This is a genomic window from Nitrincola salilacus, from assembly GCF_046271865.1.
GTDB lineage: Bacteria > Pseudomonadota > Gammaproteobacteria > Pseudomonadales > Balneatricaceae > Nitrincola > Nitrincola salilacus.
Genome location: NZ_CP176580.1, coordinates 51,940 through 67,987, shown reverse-complemented (window position 1 = coordinate 67,987; position 16,048 = coordinate 51,940). Strand labels below are relative to the sequence as shown.

The following is a 16,048-nucleotide window of genomic DNA, read 5'->3' as shown; positions in this document are numbered from 1 at the left end:
TCAAAAACGGCGGGGCATTTTCAACATTTTTTGTTGTTTTTAAAATAGCCGGAATGCAAACTGGCAACTGCTCCTGCGTTGCCAGCATACCGCCCATCCCTGGGCGTAAAAAGGAAAGGTCGCCCTTTCCTTTCATGCTTACACCGACAGCAGGAGAAATTCGCGCTCCCAGGAGCTGATCACCTGCTTGAAATTTTCATTTTCCACTCGCTTCACGGCGATGAATCCCTGCACGAACTTACTGCCCAGATACTCCTCCAGTACCTTGCAGTTCTCCATCCGCTCCAGCGCGCTCTCCAGTGTGAAGGGCAAGCGTAGATTGCGACGCTGATAGGCACGACCCTGTACCGGCGCAGAAGGGTTGATCTGCTGCGTCATGCCGATATATCCACACAGCAGACTTGCAGCAATCGCAATGTAAGCGTTGGCATCAGCACCCGGCAGACGGTTTTCGATACGCCGATTCTGTGGGTCGGAATCCGGTACGCGCAAACCGCAGGTACGGTTCTCCAGCCCCCATTCCACATTCACCGGCGCCGAGGTATCAGGCAAAAAACGGCGGAAGGAGTTGACGTTGGGAGCCATCAGCGGCAGCACTTCCGGTATATACTTCTGCAAGCCCCCGATATGGTGCAGAAAGAGCTGGCTCATGGAGCCATCCGGATTGGAAAAAATGGTCTTGCCAGTCTTCTTGTCCACCACGCTCTGATGCAGATGCATCGCGCTGCCAGGCTCATTGGTGATTGGCTTGGCCATAAAGGTCGCTGCGACATCATGCTTCAGCGCCGCTTCACGCAGCGTGCGCTTGAACACAAACACCTGATCCGCCAGTGCCAGCGGGTCGCCATGACGGAAGTTGATCTCCATCTGAGCGGTGCCTTCTTCATGGATCAGGGTGTCGATATCCAGACCCTGAAGCTCACACCAGTCATACATATCCTCAAACAGCGGATCAAACTCGTTGGCGGCATCGATGGAGAAGGACTGGCGGCCGGTTTCCTGCAGCCCGGAGCGCCCGATCGGAGGTTGCAGCGGCAGATCCGGATCGGCACAGCGTTTGGTCAGATAGAACTCCATTTCGGGCGATACGATCGGTTTCCAACCCTTATCATCATAAAGCTTGAGCACCCGCTTGAGCACATTACGTGCCGACAGTTCTATGGGGTTGCCCATCTTGTCGTAGCACTCATGGATAATCTGTGCTGTCGGCTCCAGCGCCCAGGGAATCAGGAAAATAGCGGAGGGGTCTGGATGGCAGATCATGTCGATATCCGCCGGGTCCAGCAGGGAGTAATAGATATCATCTTCAACATAATCGCCGGTGACGGTCTGCAGCAGAATGCTTTCTGGCAGGCGCATCCCTTTCTCGGCGATGAATTTAGACACGGGGCTTATCTTGCCCCGGGCTATACCGGTGATGTCACTGACAACACACTCGATTTCAGTGATCTTGTTCTCGGTTAACCAGCTCTCAAGATCTTTCATAAATTAACTCACAGGGGGTAATTATTGTAACATTATCATAGACTAACGCAGCGCTGCTGACGACGGGCACGACATGCGTCGCCGAATGCTGCCAGTATGGCACGATAAAAAGGAAAGTCACCTACACCATCGTCCGGATGCCATTGCCACTCAGGATGCCATTGAACCGCCAGTGCAAACGCGCTCGCCTGTGGCACTGAAAAAGCTTCCACCAGTCCATCCGGTGCCTGAGCTTCGATCCGAAAACCCGGCGCCAGTTGATCAACACCCTGAGTATGGATTGAGTTGACGCCGACATCCACCTCCGGCCAGATCTGGGACAATAAACCACCCGGTACTATTTCAACCTGGTGCGCCAGTTGGCCATATTGGCGTGATATCGGATCATCCTTGTTCTCACGATGTTCAATGTAACGACCAACCTCATGCAGTTTCTGATGCAGAGTGCCACCGAACGCGACATTCATCTCCTGAAAACCGCGGCAGATACCCAGCAGGGGGACACCGGCGTCCAGCGCCGCCCGGATCAATGGCAGGTTGGTGGCATCGCGCTTGGGGTCGTGAGCTGTACCCGGGTCGCTGGGCGCACCGGCATAGTGATGCGGCTCGATATTGGATGGTGAGCCGGTCAGCAACAGGCCGTCAATATTAGCCAGTAACTGCTCGATCGGCAGATCATCGCCCAGCGCAGGAATCACCCAGGGCAATCCACCTGCGCCCTGCAGAACTGCTCTGACATATTTTTCGCCGACAATAAAAAAAGGGTGATGACTCGGCAACTGCTGACTGCAGGCATTAACGCCAATGATCGGGCGCTGTGGCTGAGCAGCCAAATGACTGTTCATGGTTGAAAACTCTGTTAATGAATGGAAGGTATCGCAATCTCTATAACATCACGAGTGCATGCCAACAATTTTTAGCCTGCCGAACAGAACATGGCAAGATTTAATTGCGCGCATTGTTATGGAATGCTTAACCTTCAGTTGTAAATTATTACAACATACAACAGTTTCACACATCCTATGATGGATCTCAGCTGCTTATTGACAGCTAACGAGTAATAGAATCTACTCCTCCTGATATAAACAACGAAAAGGTTACCCTATGAGCTCTGGTTTATCACAAGCAGAGGCTTTCCTTCGCGAACACCCCGAACTTCAATTTGTTGATCTTCTGATTGCCGATATGAATGGCATCGTTCGCGGCAAGCGCGTCGATCCATCTGCTCTCACCAAGGTATTTGATAAGGGCATAGCCCTGCCGGCCTCCATCTTTGCGCTGAACATTCAGGGCACCACGGTTGAGGAGACAGGACTGGGTCTGGATATTGGTGAGGCGGATCGCATCTGCATGCCCGTTCCCGATACTCTTTCGATGGAACCCTGGCAGAAACGACCCACCGCCCAGTTGCTGATGACCATGTTTGAGCTGGATCGCGAGACACCCTTCTTTGCCGATCCTCGAGTGGTCTTGCAACGCGTGATCAGCCGCTTTGATGAGCTGGGGCTGACACCCGTCACCGCTTTTGAGCTGGAGTTTTACCTGATCGATCAGGAGAACATCAGCGGCCGACCACAGCCTCCGAAATCACCTATTTCAGGCAAGCGTCCGGCCAGCGTGCAGGTTTATTCAATTGATGATCTGGATGAGTATGCCGAATTCCTGGCAGACGTCCTTGATGCGGCGCATGAGCAGTCCATTCCGGCTGATGCGCTGGTGGCTGAATCTGCCCCTGGCCAGTTCGAGGTCAACCTGCACCATGTCGACAACCCGATGTACTCCTGTGACCACGCTACATTGCTCAAGCGCCTGATCAAGAACATGGCCTACGACCATGAGATGGATACCACCTTCATGGCCAAGCCTTATCACGACCAATCCGGTAGCGGTATGCATCTGCATATCAGCCTGGTCGATGATAAAGGGCACAATATTTTTGCCGGCGATCCCGAACAACCCAATGATATGTTGCGCTGGGCAGTCGGCGGTCTGCTGGCCACAATGAATGATGCGATGGCGCTGCTGTGCCCGAACATCAACTCCTACCGCCGTTTCAGCCCTGAGTTTTATGTCTCCAGCGCGCCCACCTGGGGTCTGGATAACCGCACAACGGCGCTGCGCATCCCCGGCGGAGATCCCGAAGCGCTCCGTATCGAGCATCGCGTGGCCGGTGCCGATGCCAACCCCTATCTGTTAATGGCATCCCTGCTTGCGGGCATCCATTACGGCATCACTCATAAAATCGAGCCTCCTCCGATAACGGAAGGCAATGCGCATGACCAGCATGAAGCATCGCTGGTCAACAACCTGCGTGATGCCCTGCGCAATCTGGAGAGCTCTGAAGTGATGCGGGAATACCTGGGAGAGAACTTCCTGGATATCTTCGTTGCGTGCAAGGAACATGAGCTTAACGAGTTCGAACATACCATCTCCGATCTGGAGTACCTCTGGTATCTGCACACGGTTTAACGGAACAGCACTGAGTCTTTATGTCACCTTCAAACAACCGGCACGCGCCCTCCTGGTACGCGGCCACCCGTAACAACGCCCTTGAGTTGCCCGAACTGAAGGGTGAGCAGGAAGCCGATATCTGCATACTGGGCGGCGGCTTTACCGGCGTCAACACCGCCATCGAACTGGCGCAACGCGGCTACTCGGTAATCCTGCTTGAGGGCAACCGGATAGGATGGGGAGCGTCGGGCAGAAATGGTGGTGAACTGATCCGCGGTATCGGTCATGGTCTGGATCAGTTTCGGCATCAGATCGGTGACGCGGGCGTGCATCAGTTGAAGCTGATGGGGATAGAAGCGCTCGAGATCGTCAAGCAGCGGATTGCTGAGCATGACATCGATTGTGATCTGACTCTGGGCTACAGCGACCTGGCCACACTTCCACGACATATGAAGGCGCTGGAAGAGGACTGTGAGGAACTGCAATCCCTGAACTATCCCCATGCACTGAAAATGGTGGATAAATCCGGATTGAAGCAGGAGGTGGTCAACTCCGACTTTTATCTCGGCGGCCTGATTGATGAGGGCAGTGGCCACCTGCATCCACTCAATCTGGTGTTGGGTGAGGCAGCTGTTGCACGCTCACTAGGCGCACGTCTCTATGAAAACTCCAGCGTAACCCGGATCATCAAGGGTGACAGGCCTCAGGTAGAGACTGCAGCGGGCCGAGTCACCTGTGACCGACTGGTGATAGCCGCTAATGGCTATCTGCCGTCACGCCTGGAACCTTGGCTGGGTGGTAAGATCCTGCCCGCCGGCAGCTATATTGTCGTCACTGAACCTCTGGGTGACGAGATATGTCGCAACCTGATGCCACGCAACATGGCGGTGGCGGACCTGCGCATCGAGCTGGATTATTACCGTATTACGGCCGACAAGCGCCTGCTGTTCGGCGGTCTGTGTACTTACACAGGCAAGGATCCAAAGAATATTGCCGCAGCACTGCAACCGAATATCCGCAAGGTTTTTCCACAGTTGGGTGATGTTCGCATCGATTACCAGTGGGGTGGCATGCTTGGTATAGGTGCCAATCGACTACCACAGATAGGCCAGCTACCGGATTGTCCGTCGATCTTTTTTGCTCAGGCTTATGCCGGACATGGTCTGAATGCCAGCCATCTGGCTGCCAGAGTGCTGGGTGAGGCGATCAGTGGTGAACTGGATCGATTCAAGTTGTTTTCCCGGGTTCAGCATATGACCTTCCCCGGCGGTGACAAGCTGCGTTCACCTTTGCTCGCGACCGGTATGCTCTGGTACAAGTTCAAGGACCTGTTCTGAAACTTTTCCGAATGGTTCAGCGCTGGTCGGCTAGTACTTTTTTCAACTCGACATTCAACTTCGGCACCAATTCCGCCATACGGTCAGTGCGAACAAACTGATACTTAAGGGGCGAGGACTCGACCACCCAGTCGGAAAACTCGAAGGTATCCGCCAACCTGGGGTCTTCATTAATCAACCAGCGCGCCACATCAGCATTAAGTACAGCGACACGCTGCACCTCTGCATCCTCCTTCAGCAGAGCTGGCAGGATATCTCGAGTGAAGGCAAAGTCCACACGCGTGATCTGCTCCTGCTCAAAAAGCCCCTGCAGGGTTGGATAGTGATACCCCAACCCGACCAATACCTCCATGCCAATCAGATCTTCGACCTTTTCAAGGCGTAAACCCGCATTGCGTGGAAAGATCAGAATATCTTCTGCGATCAGAATCGTATCACTCCACAGATAGTTCTCCGGATCGGCAACCCAGTCTGGTGATTTGAAGCGAACATCTATCTCATGCTGTTGCAACATCACTTCAGCTCGCATGGTCGGCAGGGGAATCAGCACCAGCTCTATGCCCAGACGCTCTGCGGCTTGCTGCAGGGGTTCCACCATGAGACCAGAGATATTGTCACCCTCAATAATTACATAAGGAGGGTAGTCGGCAGCGGGTATATGGAAGCGCAGTGTTTCGTCATGCCCGGCAAGGACAGGAAATGAGATCAGAAGTGGAATCAACAGTATCCACTGGATGCAGCCAAATGATCTGACGAATGATTTAACCATGAGTAAGGTCTCTTGCTAATCCCTGAAGAGCACAACCGCGTACCATTCGACTCAGTTTAGCACAGTAAATGTTTGTCCACTTCAGTGTAAACATTTATCCATTTCAGCAGAGATGCAGCGTCGGTCATGTGAAGCAGGATGACAAACCCGATATCAGGCTTTACTCTAGGGACCTGCCTGACTTGGCGTTGATCTACTGCGAGAAAGCCAGACAGGCTCCTAACCAGTGCTTTCATGACTTTCTGGACTTGATGTGAACAATCCGAAACCACGCTTTCTGCAGATCAAGCAATATCTGCTAGAGGAGATCCACTCCGGTCGCTTTGCTGTGCACCACAAAATTCCGCCGGAGGAGCAGTTGGCGAGAGACTTCGGCGTCAGCCGCATGACTGCCAACAAGGCGATACGCGATCTGGTGCAGGAGGGTTATCTGGTGCGACAACCAGGGCTCGGTACCTTTGTCACCGATCAGAAGTCCGAATCACCACTGTCCGAGATCAACAACATTGCCGAAGAGGTGCGCAGCCGTGGGCACCTGTACAGTAATCGCGTGCTGTTGTGTGAAGAGGTCAATGCCGATGATGAGATAGCCCTGAGGCTGGGCGTTCGGGTCGGCAGCAAGGTGTTTCACAGCATCATCGTACACCGGGAAAACGATATCGCGATCCAGTTGGAGAACCGCTATGTCAATCCTCGCTGGGTACCAGACTACCTGAACACCGACTTTTCCCGTCAGACCCCCAACGAGGTGCTGGTGGCCGCCTGTCCGATCACCGATCTGGAGCATGTCGTGGAGGCGGTACTGCCGGATGCACGCTCCGCCTCCTGGCTCGAAACCGAGATCAATCAGCCATGCCTGAGCATGATCCGACGCACCTGGTCGGGTGATCATCTGATCAGCTACGCCCGCCTGTTACATCCGGGAAACCGCTACAAGCTACGCTCCTCCGTCAGGCGCCAGCAAAACCACCGGAATCAGAACTGATCCGGTGGTCATGATAATGGTGGTTAAAAGACTCAGCCAGCCATCCAGACAGCAAACCACGCCGCCGGTACGGCCAGAAACAGGCTTAGCGCCACACGGATAAACCAGACCGCCAGGATTCTGGGTACCGACAGGGGAATACTGGTAGACAGGATGCAGGGGATCGACGCAGAAAAGAACAGAATAGAGGATACCGATACGATGGCCGCAGCAAAACGTGCCACCAGTTCGGCTTCACGCATCAGCAACGCCGGCAGAAACATTTCAGCCAGTCCTGCAGCCGCAGCGCGTGACAACTCCAGCGCCTCAGGCAACCCCCAGACCGCCACAAAGGGATAGAACAGTAATCCCAGCCAGTCAAAGAAGGGGGTGTGATTCGCCACCAGCAGACCGATCAGGCCCACCGACATGATGGAGGGCAGAATGCTGATCGCCATGATCAGCCCCTCGCGGACATTCAGCCACACTCCCTGAGCCAGCGATGGAGCACGTGATGCCGCCTCCAGCCCAGCCTTCCAGGCAGCCGGAATACGCTCACGCGCCGGGATAGTATCGTCAACCCGTTCACATTGATCATCCATACCTCTCAGAGGTGGCAGGCGTACCGTGATAGCCGTGACGATAAAGGTGATCAGCAGCGTCAGCCAGAAATAGAGGTTCCACATACTCATCAGATCCAGCGTGCGCGCCACCACCAGCATGAAAGTGGCGGACACCGTCGAGAAACCGGTCGCGATGATGGCAGCCTCCTTGGCGGAGTACTGCCGGGCGGTATAAACGCGGTTGGTGATCAGCAGGCCGATCGAGTAGCTGCCGACAAAGGATGCCACGGCATCAATAGCCGAGCGGCCAGGTGTTCTGAACAGTGGACGCATGAAGGGCTGACACAGCACACCGACAAACTCCAGCAAACCATAACTGATCAACAGCGCAAGAAAGATCGCTCCCAGCGGTACGATCAGCCCGACCGAGACCACCAGCGTATTGAACAGGAAGGGCAGCATATTCGGTGCCTGCAATACGGCAGGTCCCCAACCGCTGATCGCCAGAATCGCTGCCAGCACACCGAACAGCTTGAGCAGGGTGAAGATCTTCTCTGTCAGGCTCTCTTTCCATTTACCGGTGATCAGCGGGTAGAGGGCGCCGGCCACAATCATCGCCAGCGCATACCAGGCCGTGCCCGACCCCAGCAGGGTACGCAGTCCCGTGACCATATGATCCAGCGAAATGGTTGTTTTGCCATTGATGGTCAGGGGGACAAAAAAGATAAAGATGCCCAGCAGACTGGGTAGCAGCATTTTCATGGCCAGCTTCCAGTCTGATCGCGACGTGGCTGCTACGGGCTCGGAAAGATGACTCTGATCGGACATGGTGAATACCTCAGGCTTATTTTTGTTGGGTTACATTATTGTATATACAATACCTGATAAAATTATGTCAACACTTTTGCTGTACAAAAAACGCACACGATCAATGCAGCGGAACCCATCATGGTCAGCAATACCAGAGCATCAGTACTATAATGTGGTTAATTTCAAACCTTATGCAATGTGAAGGTCCGTGTCACACAGTAAAGATTTTTTTCGATTCAGGCTTGACATTAATCTCGAAATTGTTAAATGTATATACAAATACAGACATAACGGAGTGCCCCATGATCAACAGACAAGACACCACCCGCCTGTGGCGTGATGCCATCCTGTTTGATGGTCGGCAAACCAGTGACGAGAAGATGGCACTACTTGTCGTCGGCAATGAGATAGCCCAGCTCTGCCCAATGAGTGAACTGTCTGATGAGCAGATACAGGAAGCGGAAACGATGCATAGTGGCGGGGTGATCACGCCAGGACTGATCGATTGCCATACACATCTGATATTCGGCGGTTCACGTGCCGATGAGTTCGAACAGCGGCTCGAAGGGGTCAGCTACGAAGAGATCGCCCGTCGTGGCGGTGGCATCATCAGCACCGTGCGTGCAACCCGTGCATCCAGCGAAGAGGAGCTGTACCAGGCCGCACTGCCCCGGCTGCAGGCACTGATCCAGGATGGCGTGACAACCGTTGAAATCAAATCCGGCTATGGCCTGACCCTGAAGGATGAGTTGAAAATGCTGCGCGTAGCCCGTCGTCTGGGCTCTGAGCAGCCTGTTAACGTTGTCACAACCCTGCTCGCGGCACATGCGCTGCCGCCCGAGTTCAAGGACAACGCAGACGGCTATATCGATCTGATCTGCAACGAGATCATTCCAGCGGCAGCGGCAGAAAATCTGGCCGATGCGGTGGATGTCTTCTGCGAAGGGATCGGCTTCAGTGTCGCGCAGTGTGAACGCGTCTTTCAGGCAGCTCAGGCATATGATCTTCGCGTGAAAGCCCATGCCGAGCAGCTCTCCAATCTCGGTGGATCTGCACTGGCGGCGCGCTATCAGGCTCTTTCGGCTGATCATATTGAATGGCTGGATGAGGACGGTGTCAAGGCAATGGCCGAAGCCGGTACTGTTGCCACGCTGTTACCCGGCGCCTTCTACACGCTGCGCGATACGCGCGTGCCACCGATCGATCTGCTGCGCCGATATCAGGTGCCCATGGCGCTTGCCACCGATGGTAACCCCGGTTCCTCGCCAATTTTTCAGCTCAGCCTGATGTTGAATATGGCCTGCACGCTGTTTCGTCTGACTCCTACCGAAGCCCTTCAGGGTGTCACCAGCCATGCCGCACGTGCCCTTGGACTGTCTGGACAGGCCGGGACACTAGCCATTGGACGCCAGTCTGACTTCTGCGTCTGGGATATCCACAGCCCGTCTGAACTGGCCTATGCGATTCAGCCAGGCCGCCTCAAGCAACGTATATTTCAAGGGGAGATCAGTTGATGACCGATCAGATCAATTGGCTGGGAGCAGAATCCCAGATGGCAAGCTGGACTGGCCGGGTCGATCCCGAAGCCAACAGTCAGCGCTGGCATCAGTTGATTCAGCCGATTTCGCTCGGTGCTGCTTCCAACAGCCCTAATGACAATTCTCATGACAACCCTCATGACAATCCTCCCGGTATAGCTCTGCTCGGATTTGCCAGCGATGCCGGTGTGCGGCGCAATCAGGGTCGCACCGGAGCTGCCGAAGGCCCTCTTGCACTGCGTCGTGCACTGGCCAGTCTGCCGGTACATCATGATGCACCGCTGTATGAGTGCGGTACCGTGGTCTGCCTGGATGATGCGCTGGAAGCAGCACAGCAACAGCTGGCTGAAACAGTCAGCAAGCTGCTGGATCAGGGCCACCTGCCAGTGGTACTGGGAGGCGGCCACGAGATCGCTTTCGGTAGCTGGTCCGGGCTGGCCCTGCATCTTGCCAGACAGCCCATGGCGCATGCTCCGCGCGTCGGCATCATCAATTTCGATGCCCATTTTGATCTGCGCGATCATAACAGCCAGCGCCCGTCGTCCGGCACACCTTTCAGCCAGATTGCACAGCGTTGCCACGATCAGAATTGGCCGTTCATCTATGCATGCCTGGGTGTCAGCCGCATGAGCAACACGCCCGCGCTATTTCAGCGTGCCAAATCGCTGCGTGTGATGGTGCGTGAAGATCTGCAGATGACGCAGAACGACCTGCCGGACCTGCGTCAGGCACTGCATGACTTTATCAGCAGTTGCGATCTGATCTATCTGACGATCGATATGGATGTATTCCCGGCGGCCACAGCCCCCGGTGTCAGCGCTCCGGCCGCGCGAGGCGTATCGCTTGAAGTGATCGAGCCGCTGCTGATCATGATCCGCAACAGCGGCAAGCTGCGCCTGGTCGATCTGGCCGAGCTCAACCCGGCCTACGATACCGATTCACATACAGCCCGCCTGGGTGCCCGTCTGATTCATCAGATCACCCAGGGCTACTCGCTCAAAGGACTGCAGCACCACTCAAACGCAACCTGAACAGCCAACTATCTGGCAATAGCTATTCTGACAACAACTACCTATCCGGCAACAACCCTTCCGGACAAGACTGAACATAAGAAAGACGAGGATTACGACATGACCGCAACAAGCCCCATCCATACCGGCAATCGCCATGATCCCAGCCGTGTGATCAAAGCGCCCACTGGCAGCGAATTGAGCTGCAAAAGCTGGCTGACAGAAGCGGCCATGCGCATGCTGATGAACAACCTGCACCCGGATGTCGCCGAGCGCCCGGAAGATCTCGTGGTCTATGGTGGTATCGGTCGTGCGGCGCGTGACTGGCAGTGTTTTGACAAGATCGTTGAGGTGCTTAAGCGTCTGGAGAACGATGAAACCCTGCTGGTGCAATCCGGTAAGCCGGTCGGCGTGTTCAAGACTCATCCCGACTCACCACGTGTACTGATCGCCAACTCCAACCTGGTTCCGCACTGGGCCAACTGGGAGCATTTCAACGAGCTGGATCGCAAAGGGCTGATGATGTATGGCCAGATGACGGCCGGCTCCTGGATCTATATCGGCTCTCAGGGCATCGTGCAGGGTACCTACGAAACCTTCGTTGAAGCGGGTCGTCAGCACTATGACGGCAGCCTGAAAGGCCGCTGGATTCTGACCGCAGGTCTCGGTGGCATGGGCGGCGCACAGCCTCTCGCCGCCACATTGGCCGGTGCCTGTTCACTGAATATCGAATGCCAGCAGACCAGCATCGATTTCCGCCTGCGTACCCGCTATCTGGACGAGCAGGCAACCGATCTGGACGATGCACTGGCACGCATCAAACGTTACACCGAAGAGGGTAAGGCTGTATCGATCGGTCTGTGCGGTAACGCTGCCGATATCCTGCCGGAACTTGTTCGTCGCGGTATTCGCCCGGATATGGTGACCGACCAGACCAGTGCGCACGATCCGCTGCACGGCTACCTGCCATCCGGCTGGACCTGGGACGAATATGTGGCGCGCGGCAAAACCGAGCCAGAAGTCGTGGTCAAAGCGGCCAAACAGTCCATGGCTGTGCATGTGCAGGCGATGCTGGCGTTCCAGCAGCAGGGCATTCCTACCTTCGACTATGGTAACAACATCCGTCAGATGGCCAAGGAGGAGGGTGTCAGCAATGCCTTCGATTTCCCCGGCTTTGTACCGGCCTATATCCGTCCACTCTTCTGTCAGGGGATCGGTCCCTTCCGCTGGGCTGCACTGTCGGGTGATCCGGAAGATATCTACAAGACAGACGCCAAGGTCAAGGAACTGATCCCGGACAACCCGCACCTGCACAACTGGCTGGATATGGCACGTGAGCGCATCAGCTTCCAGGGTCTGCCGGCGCGTATCTGCTGGGTCGGCCTGAAGGATCGTGTACGTCTGGGTCAGGCATTCAACGAGATGGTGAAGAATGGCGAACTGAAAGCGCCGGTTGTGATCGGTCGTGACCATCTGGACTCCGGCTCTGTTGCCAGCCCCAACCGTGAAACCGAAAGCATGCGCGATGGCTCCGATGCCGTCTCCGACTGGCCGCTGCTGAACGCCCTGCTGAACACTGCAGGCGGCGCCACCTGGGTTTCGCTGCACCACGGCGGCGGTGTCGGCATGGGCTTCTCGCAGCACTCAGGTGTCGTGATCGTGGCTGATGGTACCGATGCTGCTCATGCGCGTCTGGGACGAGTACTGCGCAATGACCCCGGTACTGGCGTGATGCGCCATGCCGACGCGGGTTATGATATCGCGATCGATTGTGCCAGAGAGAATGGACTGGATCTGCCGATGATCGCCACAGGAGAAGCAAAATGAGTAAGCTGGTTATCCAACCGGGACAGATGACCCTGGCGCAGCTGCGCCAGGTCTACAGCAGCCCTGTCAGCATTGAAATACCGACGAGCGCCAATACGGCTATAGAGGCATCGGTAAGCTGCGTGAATCAGGTGGTTGCTGAAGATCGCACTGTATACGGCATCAACACGGGCTTTGGCCTGCTGGCACAGACCCGGATCAAGCATGAGGACCTGGAGAGCCTGCAGCGCTCACTGGTACTGTCGCATGCAACCGGTATCGGTGCCGCCATCTCTGATGATCTGGTACGCCTGATCATGGTGCTCAAGGTCAACAGCCTGGCGCGTGGTTTTTCAGGCATACGCCGTAAGGTGATCGATGCACTGATCACCCTGATCAATGCCGAGATCTACCCCTGCATTCCGGTAAAGGGTTCTGTCGGTGCATCCGGCGATCTGGCACCACTGGCGCATATGAGCGCCGTATTGCTCGGCGAAGGCAAGGCTCGCTACCGTGGTGAATGGCTCAGCGCCAGCGAAGCGCTGCTGGTGGCAGGTCTGGAGCCGCTGGCTCTGGCTCCGAAAGAGGGTCTGGCACTGCTGAACGGCACCCAGGTGTCCACAGCCTATGCCCTGCGTGGCCTGTTTGAGGCAGAAGATCTGTACGCCGCAGCAACCGTGTGCGGCTCGCTGACCGTCGAGGCGACACTCAGCTCTCGCAGCCCCTTCGATGCCCGTATCCACGCTATCCGTGGACAGCAGGGCCAGATAGATGCCGCAGCAGGCTACCGCCATCTGCTGCTGGATCGCAGCGAGATCAGCGATTCTCACAGCCACTGCGACAAGGTACAGGACCCCTACTCACTGCGTTGTCAGCCTCAGGTGATGGGCGCCTGTCTGACCCAGATACGCCAGGCAGCCGAGGTGCTGCTGGTGGAATCCAATGCCGTCTCTGATAACCCACTGGTGTTTGCGGAAGAGGGCGACATCATCTCCGGCGGTAACTTCCATGCCGAACCGGTTGCCATGGCAGCCGACAATCTGGCGCTGGCAATCGCCGAGATAGGTTCGCTGACCGAGCGTCGCATCTCGCTGATGATGGACAAACACATGTCGCAGTTGCCACCCTTTCTGGTCGAAAATGGCGGCGTCAACTCCGGCTTCATGATCGCACAGGTCACGGCAGCCGCCCTTGCCAGCGAAAACAAGGCACTCGCGCATCCGCACAGTGTTGACAGCCTGCCCACCTCTGCCAACCAGGAAGATCATGTTTCCATGGCACCTGCCGCTGGCAAACGCCTGTGGGAGATGGCCGATAACACCCGCGCCGTGCTGGCGATCGAATGGCTAGCTGCCTGCCAGGGCCTGGACTTCCGCAATGGAATGAAAACCACAGCCCCACTGGAGCAAGCGCGCCAGTGGTTGCGTGAAAAGGTGGACTACTACGATAAGGATCGCTTCTTCGCACCGGATATTCAGGTCGCGATAGAACTGCTGGAAAGCCGCCGCCTCAGCGAGCTGGTTCAGCAGCCGCTGCTGCCGAGCCTGTAAGCCAGTTTATGCAACGCAACTGAAACTGCGGAACAGATCGCCTAGTATAGAATCTGTTCCGCTTTATTTACACTTCAATTATCTGAGCTGATATTATATATTCCAATTTTCAACCATCCGATTTGCCTTTTATGGTCAAATGATGTTTGTCACGTAAATAAACATGTGCCTCTTGCAACCTCGCAGCAGAATTTTTATTTCTTTGCGCAAAAATCCATCGCAGCTTCCCATCGTAACAATCATCAGCGTCTAAAACAAAAGCTCTTTTATAGCGATTGCTCAGCAAAAAAGTATTACACTCAGTGTAGCCAGCCTGACCAAACTGATACTTAGCGTAAAAGTGCCCTGCAATCGTAATAGGTACTATCATAATAGTTCCATATAGCAAAACTGGAACAAATACTTTATCGACCCGCTTAGACCAAGGCTTATTTTCCACCCCCATAACCTGTCTCGGAACGAGAGTTAAAAAATATAAAATAAAAATCGATATTATTACTGGGCCAATTAAAAGCCCATAGTGAAAAATATAAAAAACAAAAATTGAATTTTGTTGATAAATACTGGCCCTATAAATTTTTTCACTATTTAAAAAACCATAAAATAACCAAAAACACCCCCCACCAAGTATCAAACAAAAAATGAACACTTGAAATATATGCCTAGTGACTGATCTGCCATTAATTAAACGAAGATCACTCATACTCAATACAATCGCCTAGGTGGATTCAGGAACTGGCGTAATATTCGGTTCACATTGTCACGTATAATGTTCTCTGCCTTATTTATAGCCCAATCTCCAGTATTGCTAACCGAGCAGATCATTAAATCCTTAGCTTGTTCACCTTTTTCAGAGACAAACCCTATAGGGTTTGACATCGCATCATAGGCAGTCAAATATGTGAAAGCAATTTCCTGTGCCATACTGACAGCGCTCTTTTCAATTTGATCATTCTCTATTTGATTCAACCCCACACCCGTACCAATTCCAACCGCCAATCCCACAAGTCTTGATATAATTACCCTGGGCATACTTTTAGCAGTAAAATATGCAGCAGCTACTCCCGCTAAAATAGAAAGACCTCCTTTAAGCAAATCAATAGATATATCCGAAAGAAAATTAGTCCAGAGGTACTCTTCCAAAAAGATCCATTTAATACTATTGCCACCTCCAGAAATAATAAGTGTAATGAAAATATTAGATCGAGCCGCGCCCTTGAGCATCTCAGAAGGCGATGCAATACCTAAACTTATTACTAGAGGGTTATCCGTGAGGTAGCGCGTACCTTTAATGAGGCTTCTGAGTTTTTGATTACCTTTAAAAACCACATAATAGCGACCATTACCCTGCGTGATTCGATAATTTCCAAGCAGATTACCCGAGCGCTTAAAATCTTGTATTAGGGCGCTCAATGCACGCCCTTCTACCGCTGCACTTATTACTGCTCCCGTATGATCCTGCACCAATTTATAACCTGATGATTCGATAATCAGCTCTGGCAAGCTTGCATTACCACTATCAAGTTTAGAAAAAGCGTATCTATTCAGCCCAAAATAACTAAAAAAGTACTTGACAGTGTTTTTGGCTAAAAACGTCCAGATCTCATCGCCGCCCTGGCTTCCATCATATGTACTTACCAAGCGCACCATTTAGCCCCGCAGTCGTTACAGATCAGACGATATCACTCCCTGCGAGGATGAATGCTTAAAACCGCTTAGAACGCATCACAGAGCGAAAAATCCGATCTGAAAAAAGCGTGCGATA

General features: G+C 54.0%; 13 protein-coding genes. 7 read left to right on the top strand and 6 right to left on the bottom strand.

Features of this window, described 5'->3' with window-relative positions; genetic code table 11:
* Nucleotides 1–138 precede the first annotated feature (138 nt).
* Together ACK3CJ_RS00295 and ACK3CJ_RS00290 are read right to left on the bottom strand one after the other, a co-directional pair.
* Nucleotides 139–1,485 carry a glutamine synthetase family protein gene (locus ACK3CJ_RS00295; RefSeq protein ID WP_409524422.1) on the bottom strand — a complete coding sequence of 449 codons (1,347 nt, stop codon included), beginning with the start codon at nt 1,483–1,485 and terminating at the stop codon, nt 139–141.
* 35 nt (nt 1,486–1,520) lie between these two features.
* On the bottom strand, nt 1,521–2,330 hold the full coding sequence (locus ACK3CJ_RS00290; protein WP_409524421.1) for a gamma-glutamyl-gamma-aminobutyrate hydrolase family protein: 810 nt from the start codon (nt 2,328–2,330) through the stop codon (nt 1,521–1,523).
* Between the two features lie 259 nt (nt 2,331–2,589).
* Here ACK3CJ_RS00290 and ACK3CJ_RS00285 point away from each other — a divergent pair, with 259 nt between their 5' ends.
* Together ACK3CJ_RS00285 and ACK3CJ_RS00280 are read left to right on the top strand one after the other, a co-directional pair.
* Nucleotides 2,590–3,954: a glutamine synthetase family protein gene (locus ACK3CJ_RS00285; protein ID WP_409524420.1), complete on the top strand. Its 1,365-nt coding sequence runs from the start codon at nt 2,590–2,592 to the stop codon at nt 3,952–3,954.
* 20 nt (nt 3,955–3,974) lie between these two features.
* Nucleotides 3,975–5,273: an NAD(P)/FAD-dependent oxidoreductase gene (locus ACK3CJ_RS00280; protein WP_409524419.1), complete on the top strand. Its 1,299-nt coding sequence runs from the start codon at nt 3,975–3,977 to the stop codon at nt 5,271–5,273.
* Between the two features lie 16 nt (nt 5,274–5,289).
* On the opposite strand, the gene ACK3CJ_RS00275 is transcribed toward ACK3CJ_RS00280, so the two are convergent.
* The gene (locus tag ACK3CJ_RS00275; protein ID WP_409524418.1) at nt 5,290–6,042 is read right to left on the bottom strand and encodes a substrate-binding periplasmic protein; all 753 of its coding nucleotides are present in this window, start codon (nt 6,040–6,042) and stop codon (nt 5,290–5,292) included.
* Between the two features lie 253 nt (nt 6,043–6,295).
* Between ACK3CJ_RS00275 and hutC the strand changes: the two genes are divergently transcribed.
* Entirely contained in the window at nt 6,296–7,027 is a 732-nt protein-coding gene (gene hutC, locus ACK3CJ_RS00270) for a histidine utilization repressor (RefSeq protein WP_409524417.1), read from the top strand.
* Between the two features lie 32 nt (nt 7,028–7,059).
* Here the strand turns inward: hutC and ACK3CJ_RS00265 are convergent, their stop codons facing one another.
* Nucleotides 7,060–8,397 (bottom strand): YjiH family protein, encoded by a 1,338-nt coding sequence (locus ACK3CJ_RS00265; RefSeq protein ID WP_409524416.1) that lies wholly within the window; start codon nt 8,395–8,397, stop codon nt 7,060–7,062.
* 284 nt (nt 8,398–8,681) lie between these two features.
* Here ACK3CJ_RS00265 and hutI point away from each other — a divergent pair, with 284 nt between their 5' ends.
* From hutI to hutH, 4 genes are all read left to right on the top strand, one after another.
* Complete coding sequence (gene hutI / locus ACK3CJ_RS00260) at nt 8,682–9,893, top strand: imidazolonepropionase (protein ID WP_409524415.1); 1,212 nt, start codon at nt 8,682–8,684, stop codon at nt 9,891–9,893.
* Nucleotides 9,893–10,948: a formimidoylglutamase gene (gene hutG / locus ACK3CJ_RS00255; protein WP_409524414.1), complete on the top strand. Its 1,056-nt coding sequence runs from the start codon at nt 9,893–9,895 to the stop codon at nt 10,946–10,948. Before hutI ends, hutG begins: the two co-directional genes overlap by 1 nt.
* 99 nt (nt 10,949–11,047) lie before the next feature.
* Nucleotides 11,048–12,754 (top strand): urocanate hydratase, encoded by a 1,707-nt coding sequence (hutU, locus tag ACK3CJ_RS00250; RefSeq protein WP_409524413.1) that lies wholly within the window; start codon nt 11,048–11,050, stop codon nt 12,752–12,754.
* On the top strand, nt 12,751–14,283 hold the full coding sequence (hutH, locus tag ACK3CJ_RS00245; protein ID WP_409524412.1) for a histidine ammonia-lyase: 1,533 nt from the start codon (nt 12,751–12,753) through the stop codon (nt 14,281–14,283). The genes hutU and hutH overlap by 4 nt, the downstream gene beginning before the upstream one ends.
* 109 nt (nt 14,284–14,392) lie before the next feature.
* On the opposite strand, the gene ACK3CJ_RS00240 is transcribed toward hutH, so the two are convergent.
* Nucleotides 14,393–14,986, bottom strand: coding sequence for a hypothetical protein (locus ACK3CJ_RS00240; RefSeq protein ID WP_409524411.1), 594 nt, complete (start codon nt 14,984–14,986; stop codon nt 14,393–14,395).
* A 2-nt stretch (nt 14,987–14,988) separates the two neighbouring features.
* Complete coding sequence (locus tag ACK3CJ_RS00235) at nt 14,989–15,933, bottom strand: hypothetical protein (protein WP_409524410.1); 945 nt, start codon at nt 15,931–15,933, stop codon at nt 14,989–14,991.
* Between the last annotated feature and the right edge of the window lie 115 nt (nt 15,934–16,048).